This is a genomic window from Adhaeribacter arboris (assembly GCF_003023845.1).
GTDB classification, from domain to species: domain Bacteria; phylum Bacteroidota; class Bacteroidia; order Cytophagales; family Hymenobacteraceae; genus Adhaeribacter; species Adhaeribacter arboris.
On the sequence record NZ_PYFT01000001.1, the window covers coordinates 3,491,991 to 3,514,525 of the forward strand.

Here is a 22,535-nt window from a genome sequence, read left to right on the forward strand (position 1 = left end):
TGTAAATAGTAATAAAGGAGAAAAGGGAAACATCTGATTTAGGAAAACAAATTTTTACTCCGGTAAATCAGTCAGGTAGGATAAATCTGGTACTACTCTAAAGCAACATCTACTGCCATCAGTAGAGAAGTAATAAGTTAAAAATAGAAGCTTAACTGCTGTTACAATTCTAGTTAAAAACTCATGATGCTAGTAATAGTAATTTTCTTGTTAGGTTAAAAACTTAATTTTTGGATAATGAGGTAATTTTTCCTTGATTATCTATAATCAATTTATTTATAAATATAATCGTAGCGTTTATAGTAACAAACATTTACAGTTTTATTTAGTATTCAAATGATAATAATCCGTAATATTCCTGTAAACAAAAACTAGAACTTTACTTTGTATTTCCAGCATTTGTCTGGTACTGTTACTTTTAGGCACTTCCTTTTTTCGATAAATCTTACATTAAGTAAATGGGTTATAAGCTTTTCTTAAGTTAGCTGCTAGCAGAATGGCTGGTACCAGCTACCACTTAAAATAAAAGATTACTATATATCTTCCGTACAAACCCTATCAGGAGTGTACAATCATTAAAAAGAATAAATTTTAATTTTCATCCGGTATGCAAGCTACTTTTTACTTAAATATAAAAAGCAGGTGGTAAATGCTACCCCTTTGTAATCCAGGAGGCCTCCATTTTCATTTAAGGTACATCAATCTTACAAGTCTATTTTTAACTAAAATTGCCTTATAAAATAAAAAGGAACTGCCACTTACGCGACAGTTCCCTTGTAAAATCAATAAGTTAATTTTTACTCAATTACTACCTTCGTCTGGGTATTCCCCGAAGCACTGGCCGCTTTCAGAATATAAACGCCCCGTAATACTTGCTGATGGAGAGTAATATCCTGGCTTCCGGCTCCCTGCTCATCCGTTACCAAATTAGTAGTTTGAATTACCTGGCCCACGGCATTATGCAAGGTTAAAGTAACGGCTTCCTGGAAGCCGAAGTTTTTCACTTCTGCGTGTAAATTATCGCCAGTACTCGGATTCGGATAAACAGATACGCTCAATCCGGTTGCTTCCTTGTTTTGTTCAACGAAAGTATCGGTGATTAATCTGTCCGCAACGGCACCGCTAGTAGCGGGTTTATCTGCTTTCAATAAAGTAATCCGCGGCTGACCATCACCATTCGCATCGTAATACTCCGATAAGTATAAATTGCCGGTTTTCACATCTTCAATTACATCTAATGGGTTAGAAAATGGCCGGCGTAAACCCGGCACTTTAATGCCTTCCGTAACCGTAATGCTATTAGGATTGGAGGCACTCGGGGCTAATACCATCAGGTCATCGCCGCCGCTAAAGCGACATACCAGCATTTTACCTCTAAGTTTGCCGCCAAAAGCATTACTTCTGTATTCAATAATTCCATTAGGCGATTTGTTCAACCCGAAATTATAAATATAACCCCTGTAATTAGGCTCTTTCGGCGTACCTACCTTATAAGCAGTTACTTCTCCTGGGTCACTACCACTGGTTGGGTTACCGCCATTTAAAATATACTCGTGCCGTAAAATATTCGGGTGGCCGTAATACCCACCTTTTACCACTCTAAATAAATAATCGCTCATGGTCTGGCGTACATCGGTCATGGCCGGGATACTCGCTCCCGTATATTTTGACCCGTTCGACCAAACCGTACCGGAAGGTAGAGCGGGCGTATTGCCACCGGCCGCCGAACCGTTAGTTGGCACGTACAAAGAACCATTGGAATGCCATACTAAGTCGTACGCATTCCGGACGCCAGTTGCGTAAATAGTTAAAGGCGCATTGGATGAATAAGGATTATAAGTACCGCCTTCCTGAGTTTTTACATTCACGGGCAAACCTTGGCTCTGCGCTTTGTTAATATCTAGACGCAATACGGCGCCATTTAAAATTTTCTCCGGCCGATTACCCCAAGCGCCATCTAAAGACCCCATGGCCGTAGCACTGCCTTGCGTAAAATACAAAGCACCGTCCGATCCAAAATCAATACTGTTAGTAGAATGATCTTTATACGAGCGCGGTAAATTAATTACGTAATCAACCACTTGCGGACTGGCTGGATTGTTTAGATTAATACGCGAAATCTTACCTGACCACTCGGGAGTACCTGTAAATAACGGCGAAGAATGACTAATAAAAGCAATTAAGTTGCTGGCCGTAGCCGATGGGGCAAAATGAAAACCAATGAGCAACCGACGGCTCGAACCAAAAGGGGAAATAGTTTTATGATTGGTAATCGTTCCGTCTGAATTTATATCCCAACGTTCAATTTTACCGCCGGAAGTAGCCGCGTACAAGCGATGATCCGGCCCAATTACCAAGGTAGTGAAACCATCGCTGCCAAAGGAAGTAGTAATTAAGGTTTTCTCGGTAAAAGAAACGCCATCTAAATTTCCGGGTGGCTGGGTAACGCTGGTAGTTTTGAAGCGGGAAGAAAAAGGAATTAAAGAATTACCATTATCATCTTTTACGCCATCGGTAATCTGAAACTCATAAGTAGTAGCAAGTTTAAGAGAAGCCGAAAGAGTAACCGCATCGCCGGCAGCGGTAGAATTTACGGCTGTACCCGTTACTAAGGTTTTAGCACCCGAAGAACTAACCGAGTACAATTTTACGGTACTGGTATTTACCGTAGTAGTACGGATGTAATTACCACCCGGATATCTTAAATCAACCGATACAGATTGGTCTAAAGCTACATTTGTGGCCCCATTTGCTGGCCGGACGGCTGTTACGTAAGGCCGCGGGTTAGTAGTACCGGTTTCCACTTTAAAAGAAACAGTTAAAGCGGCCCCAGCCGAACCCGAACCCCCACCGCCGGAATAAGGCGTACATTTAAGCGTATAACTACCATTAGTAGGTACCCAAGGATAATAATCCCCGCTGGCATCGCCAAATAAAGCGTAAGGCTTTTCCGTTTGAGTTTGATTTTGTACCTGAGCTCCCGATAAATTAAAAACAACGCTTCCTACTGTAGCCGGAGAGGTATTCGCCCGGATGTTAAGGTTTTTGGTGGGTAAACTGGATAATTTTAAAACAGCTCCATTGGCAATAGTTTGAATATCTTTTTCGGTATCAGCATCTATTAAAGTAAAACTAGTAACTTTTTCACCCGCAAAAACAGCTGGCTTAACGGATACAGAACGGTTGTTTGGGGTAGTACCGGCAACGGAGTTACGTGGCTTTGTGGCGCCATTCGCTTGAATACCCCACATGCAGGCAAGTAGCAGAGTTATTGACCACTTTCTATTCAACAAATCCGCCAGCTTTTGATAAGAAGTAAATTGTTTTTTCATAAACAAGCAATAAAAATAAACTATAATTTAACAATTGATTATAAAGACATTAGAATACAACAAAAAATAAGCACGTAGTATTTTCATCTGATATCAGTCAGTTTAAACGGTCAATAGAATATCCAATAAATATCGGTTATTTAGAACTTTTAGGTAGAAAAGGCGCTTTGAATTAAATTCTAAGGAGTTAATTCTAAATTAATTTTCGTAAACAGGCGCTGCATATAGTTAAGGTTAGTTAGTTTTGAATATATTTTTTCTCAAAAATATTAAATTTTTAGTATTTATTTTATGATATCTATTTAAAAATAGTTTATAAATATAATGCTATCTAAAGTAAATACAAATTTTTGCTGTATTATATTTCTGTTAGTAAAAGTTCAGAATCAATTTGTTACCCAAAAACGCTGTTTCCGGATTTTAACCTGATTAAATTATTTTAAAAATTTTTATCTATCTGCTTCGGGCGGATAACAAATTAAGGGCACTTATTTAAAATAAAAAGGGAACTGCCCAGTTATAGACAGTTCCCTTTTTCATTAAAAAGAACTATTTATTCGATTACTAATTTAGTTTGCGTACTACCCGAAGCACCAGCTGCTTTTATTACGTATACTCCGCGAACTAACTGTTGCTTGTGTAGCGATAAATTGGTGCTGCCTGTTCCCTGTTCGTTGGTAACCAAAGTAGTAGCCTGTACTACCTGACCAACCACATCGTGTAAAGTAAGAGTAATAGCTTCCTGCGCCGAAAAGTTTTTCACTTCTACGTGCAGGTTGTTTCCAGTATTTGGATTTGGGTACACGCTTACAGTTAAACCTGATCCATCTTCCACCTCTGTATCTATAATGCTAGCTACTCTCTGCGCGGTGGTACCGCTGGTAGCAGGTTTGTCTGCTTTTAACAAAGTTATGCGGGGCTGTCCGTCGCCGTTGCCATCGTAGTACTCCGATAAATACAGGTTACCGGTTTTCACATCTTCAATTACATCCAATGGGTTAGAAAACGGCCGACGGAAGCCTGGTACTTTAATTCCCTCGGTTGCGGTAATAGTATTTGGATTGCTCGCACTAGGTGCCAGAACAATTAAATCATCGCCGCCGCTAAAGCGGCACACGAGCATTTTACCTTTTAACTTACCCCCAAAAGCATTGCTTCTATATTCAATAGCTCCGTTTGGTGAAATATTCAGGCCGAAATTATAAATGAAGCCCCGGTAATTTGGTTCGGTAGGTGTACCAACCGGATAGCCTACTAACTCTCCTGGATCCGTATTGCTGGTTGGGTTACCCCCATTCATGATGTACTCATTCCGCAAAGCATTGGGGTGGCCGTAATAACCACCTTGCACTACCCGGAACAAATAGTCATTTTGCGTTTGGCGCACATCCGTCATCGCTGGGATACTCGGACCGGTATAAGTTTGACCATTAGACCACTTGGTACCATTAAGCAAAGCCGGCGTGTTTCCTCCTGCGGCTGAGCCATTAGCTGGCACGTACAAAGAACCATTCGAATGCCATATCAAGTCATACGCATTTCGAACTCCCGTGGCGTATAAAGTTAAAGGCGCATTGGATGAATAAGGATTGTAAGAACCACCTTCTTGCGTTTTCACGTCGATAGGTAAACCTTGGCTCTGGGCTTTGTTAATATCTAACCGCAATACGGCTGCATTCAATAATCTTTCTGCCCGGTTTCCCCAAGCGCCATCTAAAGAACCCATCGCCGAATTACTGCCCTGCGGGAAGTATAAAGCACCATCCGGCCCAAAATCAAGGCTATTAGTAGAGTGATCTTTGTAAGAACGCGGTAAGTTAACCACATAATCTACCACCTGCGGACTAGCTGGATTATTTAAATTAATTCGGGATATTTTTCCTGACCAATCCGGCGCATTGGTAAACACCGGTGAGGAATGACTAATCCAAGCAATTAAGTTGCTGGAAGTAGCCGAGGGAGAAAACCGTAAACCAATCAGCAACCGACGGCTCGAACCGAAGGGAGAAATGGTAACGTGGTTGGTAATGGTACCATCCGCCCGAATGTCCCAGCGTTCAATTTTACCGCCGGAAGTAGCCGCGTACAAGCGATGGTCGGGCCCCACCACTAACGATGTGAAACCATCGCTGCCAAAGGAAGTAGTAATTAAGGTTTGTTCGGTGAAGGAAACGCCGCTTAAATCACCGGTATTATCTGGGGTAACACTGGTAGTAGTAAACCGGGAAGCAAAAGGAACTAAAGCGTTTCCGTTATCATCTTTTACGCCATCGGTAATCTGAAATTCGTAAGTAGTGCTGGCTTTTAAAGCGGCCGATAATGTTATAGCATCGCCGGCAGCGGTAGAATTAACGGCTGTACCACTCACTAGGGTTTTAATGCCCGTGGAACTAACCATGTATAATTTTACGGTGGTAGTATTTACCGTATTGCCATTAATAGAGTTACCGCCCGGGTATTTTAAATCTACGGATACAGATTGATCTAAATGCACATTGGTCGCTTCATCAACGGGGCGTACGGCTGTTACATAAGGGCGAACATTTGTTGCTCCGTCTGGTTTTACTACTACAATATACGTGTTCTTAGAACCAACTGCAGGACTGGCTAAATTACCCCCCAACGTAATAGTTCCGGGAGCAAATGATTTGCTGTATACTTCTAAATAACTAATCCGGGGATCATTAATGCCAATCCGGTCAAAAGTTTTTTGCCAGCCAGCCATCCAGGCCGGTAGCTTAGTAGCCACCGGATCGTAGGCTACATAAACCGTAGCATTCTGCCCAAGCTGAAAGGTGAAGGCGGTAGAGGAAGTAAAATATTTGTCGTCGTTAGGTGTTTTAATAAACGCTTCGCCATTTAAAGAAGCGGGCAGCGATGTAATTTTATAAACCCGATCGGTATAAAAGGCAGCGCCTACCGCTAAATTGGATTGAGCATAACTATTGCCGGTATTTGATTTTATGTTACTGATTAAACTGGTAGAGCTCTTATTAACTACGGTAAAGGTAATAGTTAAAGACGCACCTGCCGTTCCGGAACCAGCACTACCCACAAAAGGAGTACATTTAAGCGTATAGCTTCCCAAGGTAGGTATCCAAGGGTTGTAGTTCCCGCCTGCGTCGCCGAATAAGGCGTAGGGCTTACCGGTTTGCGTTTCGTTACGGATTTGAGCGCCACTTAGCTCAAATACCACACTTCCTACGGTACTTGGGTCAGTATCTGCCCGGATGTTCAGATTTTTGGTTGATAAAGTAGCTAAGTTTAAAGTAGCTCCGTTAGGAATGGTCTGAATAGGCTGTTCGGTATCGGCGTTAATTAAAGTGAAACTTACTATTCTTTCACCGGCGAAAGCAGCAGTGCGGCTTTTAGTAGTTAAATGATAATTTTTACTTTCCCCTTCAGCTGCACTGGCAGCATAACTGGGTAAAACAGATACGATACCGACTATCAAGGCCAGAAGAAGTGCAGAAAGCAACCTTCTATTCGATAATTCTATAAACCTTTGATAAGGGGTAATTTCTTTTTTCATATAAATTTTAAAATACACTATGTTAAATAATCAATAACACAAGAAAACAGGATACATCAGATTAGATGGGAGAAAGCATATTCATACTTTTCTCCAAATCTGTCAGGCAGAATGGATATTACAGCGGCCCACAAGCATCGTAAATTTTGGATGTTTTAGCGCAGAAATGCCGTTGGAACGAAATTTTAACTAGCTGCTACTGTAACAGTTCTAGTAACAATATTTACATACAATCAGGACTTTTTTAAAGATTAAAAAATTGTTTTGGAACGTTTGAACATTTCTAATTTGAATATTATACAGGAATCAAATAAATACCTCTAAAATCAATAATAATTTAAATATAGTGCTACTTCTATTATGTACAAACTTTAAAGTATTATTTTTCGCTAAAAATTGATAAATAGTCCTTAGAAGTAGTAGAAGTAATTTTTTATTTTTTTAGTTTCAAAATACCTTGTTTATATAATTACATTTACCGCTATATTTTTCCACAAAGCAAGCGTTAATTTATATCTTCTTGGATACTAATCTTTTACCGTAACATCACTGTATCTTGCTTCATTATCCGAAACCTTCCTATAGTATTTTTACCCAAAAGCAAACCGGTAAAATTTGCTACTGTTTATAAATATTGTCGTCATTTTTAATGCACTTAAATAACGCTGGACTTAATAGTAAATTAACATAATGTAATTTTTATTATATCTAGCTCAGAAATTTCTTCGCCGCAAGTTGCAGTACTATTCAGAGAAAAGCAATACCTATTTTTAGGTATCCTTTTTAAAGTAGCTTTAAGCTTGAATTTATATAAAATACCTAATATTTAATATTAATCCTTGTACGGATAATACCTTCAACAAGGTTGCCTAATGATTTAAATTATTTTTTTATTTTTTTGTACTTTACAAGAATCATACCTATTATACGTACTTAACGCAAAAATTGGATTTGGCAACTATTTAGCTAATCTCGCTTTTCTCAGCTTATTACTTTGTCCTGTTTGCTTCATCCAAAATCTAATCTGAAACAATTACCTATCCGGGCAAACTTATTTACGTTATAACTAGTACTTTTACTTCTGAACCGGTTTATACTACTTATGGCTCTTACCGACGAAAATCCTGATTATAAAAACAACCGCAGATATGTTCTATCCAAACGGATGGATCGCCTGTTTCTGGAATTAAATTCTATTTACCAGTTTATCGCCCGCTTTTTCCGGGAAGTGTTTTTACCCCCCTACGAAGGCAAAGAAATTATTAAACAATGTTTCGAGATAGGTGTTAAATCGCTGCCGCTTATTTCGTTAACGGGTTTTATTATTGGTATTGTTTTTACAAACCAGTCCCGGGTTTCCCTCGCTGAATTTGGCGCTACGTCCTGGTTACCGGCGCTTATTTCAGTGGCTATTGTGCGGGCAATGGGTCCGTTGGTTACGGCTTTAATTGCGGCCGGCCGGGTTGGGTCCAGTATTGGCGCCGAATTAGGCTCTATGAAAGTAACCGAACAAATTGATGCGATGGAGGTATCGGCCACTAATCCTTACCGTTTTTTAGTGGTAAGCCGGGTATTAGCTACTACTTTTATGGTGCCTACACTTATGATGTACATGGTTTTAGTAGCTTTGTTGGGAGCCTACGTAAATGTTCATAATAACGAGTTAACCAGTTTTACCACTTATTTCGTACAGGTTTTTAACGCCATTACTTTTCTAGATATATTTTCTTCCATAGCCAAATCTTTTGTATTTGGGTTTACCATTGGGGTAGTAGGTTGCTACAAAGGCTATAACTCCTCTAAAGGTACCGAAGGAGTAGGTAAAGCGGCAAACTCCTCGGTAGTAACCGGTATGTTCTTAATTTTTATTGAAGAACTAATTTCCTTACAAATTATTACGGCGTTGCGGACTATTTAATTCAAAGTATTTAGATGAAAAAAATAAATCCGAATATTGATAAAAACAATAAAGTTATTTCTATCAGAGGATTAAGAAAATCGTTTGATGAATTTGATGTGCTTCGCGGGGTGGACCTAGACCTTTACCAAGGCGAAAACTTAGTAGTGCTGGGCCGTTCAGGAACGGGTAAGTCGGTGTTAATCAAAATTATTGCCGGTTTGCTCAAACCCGATTCCGGCGAAATAAATGTATTAGGCAGCCAGGTAGATAAATTGTCGCCGGTAGAATTAGACCAACTGCGTTTAAAAATTGGCTTTTCTTTCCAGAACAGTGCTTTGTACGATAGCATGACAATCCGCGAAAATCTGGAGTTTCCTTTAATCCGGAACCAAAAAAATTTAAGCCGCCGCGAAATTGACCGGATTGTAAATATTGTGCTCGAAGCCGTAGAACTTTCGCATACTATTAATCAAATGCCCTCTGAGCTTTCCGGCGGGCAACGGAAACGGATTGGTATTGCCCGGACTTTAATTCTGAAGCCGGAAATTATGCTTTACGATGAACCAACCGCCGGCTTAGATCCCATTACGAGCATCGAGATTAATAAATTAATAAATGGAGTGCAGAAAAGATTTAATACCTCCTCCATTATTATTACCCACGATTTAACCTGCGCCCGCTCTACCGGCGACCGGATTGTCATGCTGTTAGACGGCCAGTTTCAGCGTCAAGGTACTTTTGAGGAAGTGTTTGATTCGGAGGATGAACGCGTGCGAGCTTTTTACGATTATAATTTTATTGAATAGAACCAGTAAAAGCTTATCTACAAACAATTAATAAAAAATTTAATAAATACATTACTTTTTACAACGTATTAATTTAAAACTTACCACTTACTTAAATGGGTGTAGCAGAGAACAAACGTTCCGTACTTGTAGGCATATTTATCTTACTGGCCATTATCATCTTTGTTAGCGGGGTCTTTCTGTTGGGCGGTCAGCAAAAGCGGTTTGTTAACAGCATTAATATTAAAGCCGTTTTCGACGATGTAGCCGGCTTAAAGCCAGGTAATAATGTCTGGTTTTCCGGGGTTAAAATCGGAACCGTTAAAACCATTAATTTCTATGGCGAGTCGCAGGTAGAAATAACCATGAGTATTGAAGATAAAGTACGGCAGTACATCCGGAAAGACTCTAAAGCCCGGATCAGTTCCGAAAGTTTAATCGGCAACCGAATTATCGTGTTATTTGGCGGCAGCCCCCAGGCGGCTCCGGTAGAGGAAAACGATCGGGTATTAGCTGAGAATCCACTTAATACCGATGATGTAGTAGAAACTTTGCAGGAAAATAATAAAAATCTGGTAGGTATTACCCGCGATTTTAAAACGCTTAGTACCCGGCTGGTACAAGGACAAGGCACTATGGGGGCCATTTTAAAGGACTCCACTATGGCAGATAATTTCCGGGCGGTGGTTAGTAACTTAAAACAAGCTTCGGCTACTACCGTGCGGGCAACCGGTGCGCTGGCCGCTTTTACCAACAAGCTCAATACTCCCGATGGTTTGGCAAGTAAATTTTTAACCGATACCCTAGTTTTCCGGCGTTTAGAGAATTCAGTGGCTCAGATACAAAGAAGCACTGCCGCAGCCGCAGATATTACTAATAATTTAAAGCAAGTCAGCAGTAAGTTAAACAGCGATTCTAATGCGGTAGGTGTCTTTTTAAACGATGCTGCTTTTGCCGACCAACTACGCAATACCATGACCAACCTGGAATCCAGCACCGACGAACTGGACGAAACCTTAAAAGCTATTCAGAATAATTTTTTCCTGAAAGGTTACTTCCGGCGCAAAGCAATCCGGGATGCCCGGGAAGCCGCTAAACAAAAAGAAGAAGCGGCTAAACAAAAGGAAAAAGCGCAAGGCAAATAATATATTTTCGGAGCTCGTTCCGGCGAGGCTTGATAACGACTCTACTATGACTTCTATCTCTCCTACTCATGAAGAGCAAACAATCTTTACCGCAATAAAAAATATTGCTCTAATTATTTGCGGTATTTTAGCGGCGGCATTCGGCCTGAAAGGATTTTTGCTTTCCAGTCATTTTATTGATGGGGGAGTTACGGGAATTTCTATGCTGCTGGCTCAAATTTCGGGCTTTCCGCTGTACGTACTTATTTTATTTATTAATCTGCCTTTCATTATTTTAGGCTACCAGCAAATGGGTTGGCGTTTTTCTTTTAAAAGTGCCGTGGCCATTGCTGGTTTAGCTGTTTGTCTGGCTGTAGTACCTTTTCCGGATGTTACCCCAGATAAGCTATTAACCGCAGTGTTCGGCGGCGTTTTCATTGGGGTAGGCATTGGATTAGCCATGCGCGGGGGTGCCGTATTAGATGGCACCGAGATTGCAGCTTTAATCGTGAGCAAAAAGTACCCTTTATTAAAAGTAAGCGATTTTATTTTATTACTTAACATCCTGATTTTTTCGGCCGCCGCTTTCTTACTCGGCATTGAATCCGCGCTATACTCTATTTTAACTTATTTCGCGGCTTCTAAAATGATCGATTTCCTTATTTCCGGAATTGAGCAATACACCGGGGTAACTATTGTCTCCGAACAAAGCGAGGAAATCCGGCAGAGTATCACCGAAAATTTGGGCAGGGGGGTTACTATTTACCAAGGTAAACGCGGCTTCGGGAAACGCGGCGACCGTAGCTTAAGCATTGATATTGTTTTCACGGTAGTAACCCGCTTCGAAATTCCGGACTTGCGCAAAGAAGTTAAACGCATTGACCCAAATGCTTTTCTAATTCAGCATAGCATCGATGATACCGAAGGTGGTATGGTTAAAAAGAAACCTTTGCATTAACAGCCTGGCTTTACTCCGCACTTTATTTTTTAACCCTTTATTTTTTACTTCTGCTTTCTTTTATTATAAGCTTAATTTAAACCTCAAAGCAGGAGAATTTCTCTCTTGTTAGATTTTTATATAGTTCTTGTACGAAGAATTACATTTAAGTTTTTTAACTCCCTAAGCCAAGCTTTCTTTCCTAAACTTTGGTTCGCAGCACCTAATTTTACTGAACAAATAAGACTTCGCGAGGCGATCTAATTTTTAAAGTAACAGCTTGAAAGAGGGCATCATCTATCTGGCCAGAAGCATTTAAGAAGCATGCTAATCTTTACATTTTTAAATTTTTCCTTTTAAAGCAACAATTTAGGAAACCCATATAATTTAAGATCAAATAATCAGTTATATACAGAAAACCTATATTCTATACAATCTAACTCTATGAAAGCATTTTTCCGGAACAAAAAATCAACTAACAATTCTTCTCCTACCAAAAGTGTTCTCCGGGAATGGGGCGATGCGCTCATGTTTGCGGTAATAGCGGCTACTTTAATCCGGTGGGCAACCTTTGAGGCCTACGCTATCCCTTCCTCCTCCATGGAAAAATCTTTATTAACCGGTGATTATTTGTTCGTGAGTAAACTGCATTACGGCTCCCGTACTCCTGCTACTCCTTTACAAGTACCATTAACGCACCAAACTATTTGGGGAACGGAATTACCTTCTTATTCAGATATTATTACATTGCCCTCTTTCCGGTTACCCGGTTTTTCTGAAATTAAGCGCAACGATGCGGTGGTCTTTAATCTCCCTTCCGAAGATCAACACCCCTTCGATTTAAAAACCCATTACATAAAACGCTGCGTGGGCATGGCCGGTGATTCTTTTAGCATCAAAGACGCCCAAATCTATGTGAATGGCCAACCTATCCCGAATCCGAAGGAAGAGCAATTCCAGTATTACGTTGTTACAAATAAAGTTTTAAACGAAGAATTTTTCAACGATCGGGATATAACGGATTACTTTTCGGCGCCAAGTGGTTATGCGGTGCACACAAGTCCGGTTAAAGCAAAAGAATTAGCTTCACTAGATTTTATACAAGAAGTACGGCTATTGGTATCTCCCGCCGGCGAAACGGAAGCCGAGGTATTTCCGCAGGAACCTAGTATTTACCGTTGGAATAAAGACAATTACGGTCCTTTGTACATCCCTAAAAAAGGTACTACCGTAACTATTACTCCCAACAATCTGCCGTTATACGCCCGGGTTATTACCAAATACGAGCACAATAAGACCGCACAAGTTTCGGAGGGAAAGCTTTTTATTGATGGCAAAGAAGCGAAAAGCTATACTTTCAAACAGAATTATTATTTCATGATGGGCGATAACCGACATAACTCCGAAGATTCCCGTTATTGGGGCTTTGTACCCGAAGATCATGTAGTAGGCAAAGCGGTTTTCGTTTGGATGTCGGTAGATCCCAAGGGTAGCTTCACCGATAAAATCCGCTGGAGTCGTATCTTTAAAACTATTGAGTAATAACAAGTCTGCTATTTCTAATCAATCCAATTTTACGGGTAATCGGTAAATAATAGTAGAAGATTAAAATTTAATAATTGCTTTGACCTAAAATGATAAATGTTAAGGTTTAGAGCACTTGCCGGCAATAATTACTCAGAAATTAACCCTGGCAAATGCCCTAACCTTTTATATCCGTTAAGCTACTCATTTAAATAAAGAGTAGTAACTTTTCGGTTAAATCACAAATTAGTTGAGCCATTTTGTTTTTCCAGATCTAACAACCATTTCTTGCGCCATAAGCCGCCGCCGTAACCCGTTAAATGCCCGCTTTCTCCAATTACCCGGTGGCAAGGAATTAAAATAGAAATCCGGTTCATGCCGTTGGCGTTAGCCACTGCCCGAATGGCGGCAGGTACTTGCAAGGCAATAGCTTGTTGCTTATAAGAACGAGTTACGCCGTAAGGAATCTGCTGTAGTTCCTGCCAAACTGTTTGCTGAAAATTGGTTCCCGGCGTAATGAGAGGTACCGAAAAAACTTTTCGCTGCCCGGCAAAATACTCATTTAATTCTGAACGGAGAATTTCAAAATTAGGGTTTGAACCTTGAATAATAGTGGCATTTAAAAGTTTGCTCAAAGATTTTAGCTCTGTTTCCAGCATTCGCCGGTCCGTAAACTCTAGTAAACAAATACCTTCTTCTACTGCCCCGGCCAGCATGGTGCCTAAGGGTGTTTCTAAACGGGTAACATTTATTACCTGTTTTTGTTTACCTTTTGATGGCGACATTCCGAAAATTATTTTGAAAGAATCTGTAAAACCACTCAAAGACTCGTAGCCGCTCTCAAAAGCAGCTGCGGTAATAGTTTCGCCATTCTGAATTTTCTTGAAAGCCGAGTTAATCCGGAAAAGGCGTTGGTAGGCCTGAAAGGTTAAACCATGATTTTTAAGAAACCAGCGCCGTATTTTGTTAGGTTCAATGCCCCGCTTTACCAAATCATAATCGCTCCATTTCCGCGATGGATTAGAATGAATTTCCTGTAAAAGCTCTTTTACATAATCCGGACTTTCTCCTAAATTTTCTAACGGATGACAAACCTTACAAGGCCGATAGCCGTGCAGAATAGCTTCTTTAGTATTTTTAAAAAAAAGTACATTATCTCTCTTCGGCTTACGGGCCGTACAAGTCGGACGGCAAAAGATACCGGTTGTTTTTACGGCTGCAATAAAAGTACCCTCGTACGATACATCTTTATCGATTAAAGCCTGGTAAAATAATTCGCCTTGGTTTGCCATGTTCTTGAACATTTAAATGCTTTATAGCGTGAATTGCGGATCGAAACGAAATAAGTTTTCCGACAAAGTAAAAGCTATCTCTAATCAACGGCAACCGGAAACTTAACAACTATTTTTAAATTCTATAAGTTATGAATACTTGAAGTTATGAGTACTTGCCTAACCGTTTACTTCAGAAGCAGTCTACCTATGATTAAACTATTCAGATAAACTAAAATAGCTAAATTACAGGAACCCTGGTTTTTTGAAATTATATTTACAAAAACACGAACCTATAGCCACTAGATTATGAACGTTACCAGCGCCTTCTTTAGGTTTCTATTAGTTTTTCTATTTTGCCAGAATATAGCAGTTTCGGGTCAGGTTAAACCAGCCAAACCTTTACGAGTGGGAGTTGCTGGTTTGGTACACGGCCACGTGGGTTGGGTGTTTGAAAGTAACAAACGCGGCGATATTGAAATTGTGGGAATTGCAGAACCTGATGTCGAATTAGCTCAACGCTATATCAAAAAATATAACTTGCCTGCCAGCCTGATTTTTTCCGACCTAAATGACATGTTAACTAAAACTAAGCCCATAGCAGTTACGGCTTTTACTTCTATTTATGATCATTTAGCGGTCGTTCAGGCGTGTGCTCCCCGGGGCATCCACGTAATGGTAGAAAAACCCTTAGCTGTAAACCTGGATCATGCCCGTCAAATGGAAGCGCTCGTCCGGAAAAACCCGATTCATTTGCTTACAAATTACGAAACTACCTGGTACGGCAGCAATCATAAAGCGTACGATATTATTTATACGGATAAATCGATTGGCTCCATTCGGAAAATGGTGGTGCACGATGGGCATCAAGGCCCCAGAGAAATTGGGGTTGGTCCCGAGTTCCTGGCCTGGCTAACCGATCCGGTAAAAAATGGTGGCGGCGCTCTAATCGATTTTGGCTGCTATGGCGCTAACTTGGTTACTTGGCTCATGCAAGGCCAACGACCTATATCGGTTACGGCGGTTACTCAACAACTAAAGCCGGATATTTATCCCAAAGTAGACGACGAAGCCACCATTTTGGTAACGTATCCTGGGGCACAAGGCATTATTCAAGGTTCCTGGAACTGGCCATACAGCCGAAAAGATCTAGAAATTTACGGACAAACCGGGGCAGTATTTGCCTTAGATAATACCCGCATGTTATTACGCTTAAAGTCCAACGAAACCGCTCAACCGTACCAAACAACAAACCTATCTTCGCCTTATAACGATCCGTTCCGGTATTTAACCGCCGTTGTACGCAACGAAATAAAACCCAAAGACGATTTATCTTCTCTGGCAAATAATATGATAGTGGTAGAAATTCTAGATGCTGCCCGCCGCTCGGCTAAATCCGGTAAAACAATTTTTCTGGAACCGGAAAAGAAGCCTTAATTTAGAGTAGTGCCGTTAATTTACTTTATGCGGGTTAGTTTTCCATTTTTATTACTTGCTTGATTAAATATCCAAAAGCCAAAAATGAAAACTTAATTGTTGTGTCCCGGCTAAGATTTGTAAGTAATGGAGAAGCTGTAAGACAGGAAAATCAGAAAAGAAATTACTATTTTAGTAAAGAGTTTGCTGTACTTGGCATCTGAATTATCAATTTAAAACATTGCTGTTTAAATTTTTATAAAACAAAAACCTAACTATTACCCGGATACTTGTGTTTCCTTACTTAAATTTGAAAATACTAAAATTTATTTTTAATGATGACTATTTGCCACTAAGGCATCTCTACGTTCACCTATTATCTTATAGTTTTAAGCTACCTTTTTTAAAGTGAGTTCACAATTTAATTGCTTAAGCAATTTACTCCATAAATCGGCAATTTCTTCGAGCCGGGTTAAATCTAATTTTGGATTAACAAGCAATCGGATTCTCCAAAAAGTAACCATTTCCTCTGCAAACTTAGCTATATCCGCAAAGCTGTAAAAGGGTGCTAATTCTGAGTCAGATAAAAACTCTTCGGAAAAAGACTTACTGGCATCAAAAGGGCTTTCACAAGATAATACTAAATAGTAGTTACCCATGCACTGGTTACTATTTGTATTATTCTTTTCTACCCTAAGGCTAAAGCTAAAAGTTCTAACTTCGATCATTTGCTCTGTACTTATTAACTGCATTCTTAATGAATACGACAAATGTAATACCGTAATAGGTATTTAGCAAGAATAATGCAATTTTTATTAGAAAGATGCAAAATATACCAGAATAAACCTCATTATACACTTTCAATTCTCTAGTTCCAGAGATTTACAAACGTATTTAATATATATTCATTAAGTAGAATATATAAGCAATATATTTATAATTTTTTCAATAAATAATATATTTATAACCTATTACATCATAGAAACAGTTCTAAATAGACTTAAGTGTTGATTTCTCCCTAATGTGAGTTAGAATAATTACGTTAAATACAATGCGGTTATAACAGAACAATCAAATTAACTCTTTATTTCAAAACTGGCCGAACGGCTTCGGCCCAAATACGATAACCTGCGGCTGTCATGTGCAAGCTATCCGCCCGATAAAGCTCTGGATTAAACTTACCCGATGAAAGCAGCATTCGGCTATATACATCTACATAATTAGAATGTTTTTGCTTGGCGAGGTATTTCTGAATGAGGTGGTTCGTTTGGTTAATAACGGGCAATAAATTCTTCCGGGAAGGGCTGGGTTTAATAGAGATAAAGGTTACGTAGGCTTTTCGGTTATTACTCCGAATTTTTTGAAACAGAGCTTTAAAGTCGGTTAACACTTGGTCGGGTGTTTTACCGGCGGCCAAGTCGTTATCACCGACGTAAATCACTACTTGTTTCGGATGGTAGGGTAAAATCAATCGGTCGGCGAAATGCAGCACTTCAAAAGTTTGAGAGCCGCCAAATCCCCGGTTTAAGACTTTTTTATCCGGAAAATCCTGATTCAACGTTTCCCAAAGGCGGATAGACGAGCTACCCGTAAACACAATAGATTTGCGCGGCGGCGGACTTACTTTATCTTGCTGCTCCAAAGCAGAAATTTCTTTTTCCCATTGCTGAAAGTTCTGCGCCCAAAGAGAACTGACTGGCAGAAGTAAACAAAAAGTGAAAGCAACATAACAATTTTTCAGGGAATTCATAAAAGCAGGTATTCTTTAGCAAGTCTTATTTATTCAGGCTTCGGTCGGAAGATTTATTTACTAATAATTTAGTTTCTAATACAATGGTTTGCGGAGTAAAATCTTCGGGTTCTACTTGAATTTGCTCTAAAAACAAGCGAGCCGCCGATCGTCCCATTTCTACCGGGTACTGCATAACCGTAGTTAATGCCGGATCTAGAATAGAAGAAGTAGCTTCGTTGCCAAAACCCACTAACGCAATATCCTGCGGTATACGTAAGCCAGCCGCTTTTATCGCCAGCATGGCTCCAATTGCCACCCGATCGCTAATAGCAAAAATTCCGTCGGGCCGGTTTTCTGATTGTAACCAGTCATTGGTAGCGTCTATCGATTTCTGTCTATCAAAATCAACGTGTTTAATGAAACTTTCATCTACCGGAATATTATTTTGGCGCAAAGCATCGAGGTAGCCGTTTTTACGATTTGCCGTAATTTGTAACTTTTCCGGTCCGGCCAGGTGCGCGATTCGTTTGCAACCTACCGCTACCAAGTGGTTAACGGCCGCCAGCGCTCCCTGGTAATCATCCACAATTACTTTTGAGGCTTCAATATCATCGCGTACCCGGTCGAATAAAATTAAAGGAATACCTTTTCTCCGGAGCATTTTAAAATGTTCGGTGCTAACTGTACTGCCCGACACCGATACAATTAAACCGGCCACCCGGCTCGAAAGTAAGGCTTGAATATTATTAACTTCGGTTTGCTCCGATTCATTCGATTGGCAAATCATAACGTTGTAACCCGCCGCCGAAGCCACCTCCTGAATACCACTGATAGCCGAAGCAAAAAACTGTACCGCCACGTCCGGAATAATGACGCCCAGAATATTGGTGCGACTTTTTACCAAACTTAAAGCAATGGAATTAGGCTGATAATCTAACTCAGCGGCTAAATCTAACACCGCTTTTTTAGTATCCGCATTAATATCCGTTGAACCTCGTAAAGCCCTGGAAACTGTAGAAACCGATATATTTAACTGCTGCGCAATATCTTTAATAGTAACCGGCCTGTTCTTCATACATCATGAGCTTTGTTCTGAGGTCAGAAATCCAAGATTCACTCCTCACAAAAATGAACAAAATTTTGTATAAAAAACAAACTTGTTACGGATAATAACACTAGTTACCAGCAAAAGCAGAATTAATCTTACCCTTAATAATTGTCCGGGAAAGATACAAAAGCTATTCTTCCGACGGACTATTCTGTGGCAACGGAATGCGATCCAGCATACAAGCAGTAGCCGCAGGCAGTTCACTTACCCGCATAATCATCAAACCATCCAGAGCGTTCGAAAATTTAGGGTCGATGTTGAAGCCAATAATACGGGCATTCTGTTTTAGGTACCGCTTCAACAAAATGGGCAAACCCATGTGCTTAGGCTCTATTTCGGCAATTAAGTCGTCGAGACAATGCAAAGTTTGGATATTTTTTTGCAGCAAGGTTTCCGGGTAATATTTAGAGAACCGGTATCTGAACTTCTTGCGGGGTTTTATAAATTGTGCTAGATCGGCATCGTAAAAATGATGGGTGATAAAATCAACCATAAGAGCTTTGGAAACCCGGGAAAAATGATTACTAATACTTACCGGCCCTAGAATATACTGGTAGCTTAATTTACCATTCAGGTACGTAGAAATACCCTTCCAGAGCAACAGTAAAGGCAATGTTTTTTTCTGATACTCCGGCCGGATAAACGACCGCCCTAATTCTATCGACTGTTTGAGAATAGGAATAAATTCGGGCTGCATTTTAAACAGAGAATGCAGGTAAAAGCCTTTTTTTCCATGTTTCCGATATAATTCTTTTCCTTTTCCTAACCGATACGCCCCTACAATTAGCTGAGCTTGGTGATCGAACAAGAATAAGTGATGATAATGCGCATCGTACTGGTCCAAGTCGGTTTCGTGGTTCGTACCCTCGCCTACCTGCCGGAAAGTAAGCTCCCGCAAACGTCCGATTTCGCGCATCACGCAGGGCATTTCCTCTTGCCTGGCCATATAAACGGCGTACTGATGATGCCTTAACAAACAACTAGCAGATTTTAAGTTTTTTATATCGTTTAGAATAGCCGCCCTATCCGTTTCTAACAGCACCGGTTTAGGCACAATCGCGTATTTGAATATGGCTGGTACCGATGGCCGGAAAAACGAAGAACCTAAGGCATACGTTTTAGCGCGCAGGTAAGCCAGTACATCGGCATTAGGTAAACCGTGTAAGGTATCATACGGTACTGGCTTTCCAATCCGGATTTTAATACAAACGCCTTGCTTATTAAATAATTCGGCGGGTAAACGGACTGTCCGCAATAAGGGATGAAGTAACCCTAATAAATTAAAAGAAAGACTATTACTTCCGGAAAAGTAAACGGGCAAAACCGGTACTTTGGCCATGCTGATTAGCCGGCCTACGGCAGGTTGCCAAACTGGATCGCTTATTTTATAATCTTCGTCGGCCTGTACACTCGATACTTCTCCGCCCGGAAAAATACCCAATGCGCTATCATTATGAATTAAATCTATTGCTTTCCGCAAACCAGGTACATTATCCTGATCGTGGGTTTTAAAGGGATTTACCGGAATAAAATAATCCTCGATATTGGTGATTTTCTGCAGTACCTTATTCGCCAGAATCTTAAAATCGGGCCGTACACTGGCCAATATTTTTAAAAGAATAAGGCCATCAATACCGCCGTAAGGATGATTGGCAATAGCAATAAAAGCGCCGTGTGCCGGTATATTTTGCAATTCTTTCGCGTCTACTTCAAACTGAATGCCCAGTTGCGCCAAAACACCATCGATGAACTCTAAACCATTTAAATTTTGAGTGGTCGCATAAACAGCATTAAGCTGATGTAGTTTTAGTACACGCATAAGCAGAGGCGTTAAAAACCTAGTATTGGTTTTATTTAATTTAGCGGCCTGAGCAAAATCGGATGCTGAGATGATATCCATAGTTGAGATAAGGGTAGCCGCAACTTCACTATTTTAATACCAGTGTAATGATTTTAAAACAGAACCGACTTCAGCAAATATGGAAATGCAATATTACTTTTACATTAAGCCCATATTATATAATAGTTAATACCACAACGTTTTGTGGTAAAAACAAGAAGCAATGTATTTATAGATTTGAATTATTTTTATTTGACACTAATAAAAAAGGAGCCCCATCGTGCTCCTTTTTTATTAGTATGTCATTAACCGGCAAGTGTTAAAATGCCAAAAATCTTAATTAATTATTACTTTTCGAATTTCACTAAATTCTTCGGCTTCTATTTTTACGTAATATAAACCACTCGCGAATTTACTTAAATCTAATACTTTAGTAGTTTTGTCTTCCGTTTCGTAAAAGTTTTCGCGCAGAACAACATTACCAATTACATTTAACACGCGCAGTTCGGCACGCTGCCCTTTAAACCCAGATAGCTCTAAAAAAACTTTGCCCGTACTAGGATTAGGAAAAATCATTATATCCTTATCTAATTCCTTAGTTGCTGGAGTGGGAGCCGCAACCATCTTCGCCGTTTCTAAATCAGGTACTTTAACTTGCGCCCCAATGTTCAGGCAGAGCAACCAAGCACCAAACAAAAGTATAATTCTTTTCATATATTTTACTTAGCAAAACCAATCTAAATGAATATCTCTACTTTGTGAAGTAACGCATTGTAAATAAATTAGTTTTTGTATTTTAGCCAGTATTACTTGCTTAAATTCTGAAAATAAGCTTGTACTTAAAAAAGTCAGGTTAAATTACAATCAAGTACTTTGAAAAATATAATTATTATTGGAGGCGGGCTGGCCGGATTAATTACCAGTCTCCAATTACAACTGACGGGTGCCCATATTACCTTAGTTGAGCGGAAACAATATCCGTTTCACCGGGTATGCGGCGAATATATTTCGAACGAAGTAAAACCATTTTTAAACCAAATGGGCGTTGATTTAGAAGCGCTCCGGCCAGCTAATATTAATCAGTTTTTACTTAGTTCACCGGCGGGTAAAACGCTGACAGCTCCCTTAGATTTAGGTGGTTTTGGCGTGAGCCGGTATTGTTTTGACGAGTACTTATATCAACTGGCGCAAGCCCGGGGGTGCAGTTTATTCTGAATACCAGTGTTACCGATGTTACATTTACCGACGATCAGTTTACCGTGTCGTTATCCAATAATCAAAAACTTACTGCTGATTTAGTTATTGGAGCGTACGGCAAGCGGGCCAACCTCGACCGGCAATTGCAACGTTCTTTTTTCCAAAAACGGTCACCGTACTTGGCCGTTAAATATCATATTCGTACCGATTTTCCGCGCAATTTAATCGCGTTACATAATTTTAATGATGGCTACGCCGGATTATCGGCCATCGAAAACGGGAAATATTGTTTTTGTTATCTTACCACCCGGTCTAACCTGAAAAAGCATGGTACTATTGCGCAAATGGAAAAAGCCGTGTTGCAGCAAAATCCATTTTTAAAGCGGGTGTTTCACGAAAGTGATTTTTTGTACGAACAGCCCGAAGTAATTAACGAAATATCTTTTGCGCCGAAAAGCTGTCTGGAAAATCATATTTTAATGTGCGGTGATGCTGCCGGTCTGATTACTCCTTTATGCGGCAACGGAATGGCCATGGCTATTCACGGAGCCAAAATAATAAGTGAGCAGGTTACGCATTATTTGCAGGGCCGCTACTCACGTTTGCAATTAGAACAGGCTTATAGCCACCACTGGCAAAAGCAATTCACTACCCGGTTGCAAGTAGGCCGATTCATACAAGGTTTATTCGGGCGCCCTCTATTATCCGAAGCAACAGTAGCCTTATTACGACCACTACCCCAAGCAGTACAATTTTTAATGAAAAACACGCACGGCAAAGCCTTTAATTAAATTTTTATTTCTGACAAGTCAAGTATTAAAACAATTTCCCGTTTTT

General features: G+C 40.1%; 16 protein-coding genes. 8 read left to right on the forward strand and 8 right to left on the reverse strand.

Annotated features, from left to right (window positions below; all coding sequences use genetic code 11):
* Nucleotides 1-797: 797 nt before the first annotated feature.
* Nucleotides 798-3,332: an Ig-like domain-containing protein gene (locus AHMF7605_RS14590; RefSeq protein ID WP_106930500.1), complete on the reverse strand. Its 2,535-nt coding sequence runs from the start codon at nt 3,330-3,332 to the stop codon at nt 798-800.
* A 553-nt stretch (nt 3,333-3,885) separates the two neighbouring features.
* Nucleotides 3,886-6,864, reverse strand: a complete 2,979-nt coding sequence (locus AHMF7605_RS14595; RefSeq protein ID WP_106930502.1) for an Ig-like domain-containing protein — start codon at nt 6,862-6,864, stop codon at nt 3,886-3,888.
* 1,102 nt (nt 6,865-7,966) lie between these two features.
* On the opposite strand from AHMF7605_RS14595, the gene AHMF7605_RS14600 reads away from it, so the two are divergent.
* From AHMF7605_RS14600 to lepB, 5 genes are all read left to right on the forward strand, one after another.
* Nucleotides 7,967-8,782, forward strand: coding sequence for an MlaE family ABC transporter permease (locus AHMF7605_RS14600; RefSeq protein WP_106930504.1), 816 nt, complete (start codon nt 7,967-7,969; stop codon nt 8,780-8,782).
* 14 nt (nt 8,783-8,796) lie between these two features.
* The gene (locus AHMF7605_RS14605) at nt 8,797-9,570 is read left to right on the forward strand and encodes an ABC transporter ATP-binding protein (RefSeq protein ID WP_106930506.1); all 774 of its coding nucleotides are present in this window, start codon (nt 8,797-8,799) and stop codon (nt 9,568-9,570) included.
* A gap of 95 nt (nt 9,571-9,665) precedes the next feature.
* Nucleotides 9,666-10,694 carry an MlaD family protein gene (locus AHMF7605_RS14610; RefSeq protein WP_106930508.1) on the forward strand — a complete coding sequence of 343 codons (1,029 nt, stop codon included), beginning with the start codon at nt 9,666-9,668 and terminating at the stop codon, nt 10,692-10,694.
* A gap of 46 nt (nt 10,695-10,740) precedes the next feature.
* A complete protein-coding gene (locus AHMF7605_RS14615) occupies nt 10,741-11,631 on the forward strand; it encodes a YitT family protein (RefSeq protein WP_106930510.1) in 891 nt (296 codons plus the stop codon).
* A 423-nt stretch (nt 11,632-12,054) separates the two neighbouring features.
* Complete coding sequence (gene lepB / locus AHMF7605_RS14620; protein ID WP_106930512.1) at nt 12,055-13,152, forward strand: signal peptidase I; 1,098 nt, start codon at nt 12,055-12,057, stop codon at nt 13,150-13,152.
* Nucleotides 13,153-13,373: 221 nt separating this feature from the next.
* Here the strand turns inward: lepB and AHMF7605_RS14625 are convergent, their stop codons facing one another.
* Nucleotides 13,374-14,426: a bifunctional transcriptional activator/DNA repair enzyme AdaA gene (locus tag AHMF7605_RS14625; protein WP_106930514.1), complete on the reverse strand. Its 1,053-nt coding sequence runs from the start codon at nt 14,424-14,426 to the stop codon at nt 13,374-13,376.
* A gap of 288 nt (nt 14,427-14,714) precedes the next feature.
* On the opposite strand from AHMF7605_RS14625, the gene AHMF7605_RS14630 reads away from it, so the two are divergent.
* Nucleotides 14,715-15,842 (forward strand): Gfo/Idh/MocA family protein, encoded by a 1,128-nt coding sequence (locus AHMF7605_RS14630; protein WP_106930516.1) that lies wholly within the window; start codon nt 14,715-14,717, stop codon nt 15,840-15,842.
* A 368-nt stretch (nt 15,843-16,210) separates the two neighbouring features.
* Here the strand turns inward: AHMF7605_RS14630 and AHMF7605_RS14635 are convergent, their stop codons facing one another.
* From AHMF7605_RS14635 to AHMF7605_RS14655, 5 genes are all read right to left on the reverse strand, one after another.
* A complete protein-coding gene (locus tag AHMF7605_RS14635; protein WP_146153592.1) occupies nt 16,211-16,549 on the reverse strand; it encodes a hypothetical protein in 339 nt (112 codons plus the stop codon).
* A 356-nt stretch (nt 16,550-16,905) separates the two neighbouring features.
* Nucleotides 16,906-17,571: an SGNH/GDSL hydrolase family protein gene (locus AHMF7605_RS14640; RefSeq protein ID WP_106930520.1), complete on the reverse strand. Its 666-nt coding sequence runs from the start codon at nt 17,569-17,571 to the stop codon at nt 16,906-16,908.
* Between the two features lie 25 nt (nt 17,572-17,596).
* A complete protein-coding gene (locus tag AHMF7605_RS14645; protein WP_106930522.1) occupies nt 17,597-18,628 on the reverse strand; it encodes a LacI family DNA-binding transcriptional regulator in 1,032 nt (343 codons plus the stop codon).
* 163 nt (nt 18,629-18,791) lie between these two features.
* On the reverse strand, nt 18,792-20,561 hold the full coding sequence (locus AHMF7605_RS14650; protein WP_106930524.1) for a lysophospholipid acyltransferase family protein: 1,770 nt from the start codon (nt 20,559-20,561) through the stop codon (nt 18,792-18,794).
* Nucleotides 20,562-20,837: 276 nt separating this feature from the next.
* Nucleotides 20,838-21,215: a T9SS type A sorting domain-containing protein gene (locus AHMF7605_RS14655; RefSeq protein ID WP_106930526.1), complete on the reverse strand. Its 378-nt coding sequence runs from the start codon at nt 21,213-21,215 to the stop codon at nt 20,838-20,840.
* 159 nt (nt 21,216-21,374) lie between these two features.
* Here AHMF7605_RS14655 and AHMF7605_RS30950 point away from each other — a divergent pair, with 159 nt between their 5' ends.
* The gene (locus AHMF7605_RS30950) at nt 21,375-21,716 is read left to right on the forward strand and encodes an NAD(P)/FAD-dependent oxidoreductase (RefSeq protein WP_317046535.1); all 342 of its coding nucleotides are present in this window, start codon (nt 21,375-21,377) and stop codon (nt 21,714-21,716) included.
* On the forward strand, nt 21,701-22,489 hold the full coding sequence (locus AHMF7605_RS14660; protein ID WP_317046536.1) for an NAD(P)/FAD-dependent oxidoreductase: 789 nt from the start codon (nt 21,701-21,703) through the stop codon (nt 22,487-22,489). Before AHMF7605_RS30950 ends, AHMF7605_RS14660 begins: the two co-directional genes overlap by 16 nt.
* Nucleotides 22,490-22,535 lie beyond the last annotated feature (46 nt).

Coding starts and splice junctions, on each gene's coding strand:
- AHMF7605_RS14635 (WP_146153592.1), bottom strand. CDS start 16,549: ATGATCGAAGTTAGAACTTTTAGCTTTAGCCTTAGGGTAGAAAAGAAT.
- lepB (WP_106930512.1), top strand. CDS start 12,055: ATGAAAGCATTTTTCCGGAACAAAAAATCAACTAACAATTCTTCTCCT.
- AHMF7605_RS14645 (WP_106930522.1), bottom strand. CDS start 18,628: ATGAAGAACAGGCCGGTTACTATTAAAGATATTGCGCAGCAGTTAAAT.
- AHMF7605_RS14655 (WP_106930526.1), bottom strand. CDS start 21,215: ATGAAAAGAATTATACTTTTGTTTGGTGCTTGGTTGCTCTGCCTGAAC.
- AHMF7605_RS14590 (WP_106930500.1), bottom strand. CDS start 3,332: ATGAAAAAACAATTTACTTCTTATCAAAAGCTGGCGGATTTGTTGAAT.
- AHMF7605_RS14610 (WP_106930508.1), top strand. CDS start 9,666: ATGGGTGTAGCAGAGAACAAACGTTCCGTACTTGTAGGCATATTTATC.
- AHMF7605_RS14625 (WP_106930514.1), bottom strand. CDS start 14,426: ATGGCAAACCAAGGCGAATTATTTTACCAGGCTTTAATCGATAAAGAT.
- AHMF7605_RS14615 (WP_106930510.1), top strand. CDS start 10,741: ATGACTTCTATCTCTCCTACTCATGAAGAGCAAACAATCTTTACCGCA.
- AHMF7605_RS14600 (WP_106930504.1), top strand. CDS start 7,967: ATGGCTCTTACCGACGAAAATCCTGATTATAAAAACAACCGCAGATAT.
- AHMF7605_RS14640 (WP_106930520.1), bottom strand. CDS start 17,571: ATGAATTCCCTGAAAAATTGTTATGTTGCTTTCACTTTTTGTTTACTT.
- AHMF7605_RS14650 (WP_106930524.1), bottom strand. CDS start 20,561: ATGGATATCATCTCAGCATCCGATTTTGCTCAGGCCGCTAAATTAAAT.
- AHMF7605_RS14595 (WP_106930502.1), bottom strand. CDS start 6,864: ATGAAAAAAGAAATTACCCCTTATCAAAGGTTTATAGAATTATCGAAT.
- AHMF7605_RS14605 (WP_106930506.1), top strand. CDS start 8,797: ATGAAAAAAATAAATCCGAATATTGATAAAAACAATAAAGTTATTTCT.
- AHMF7605_RS14630 (WP_106930516.1), top strand. CDS start 14,715: ATGAACGTTACCAGCGCCTTCTTTAGGTTTCTATTAGTTTTTCTATTT.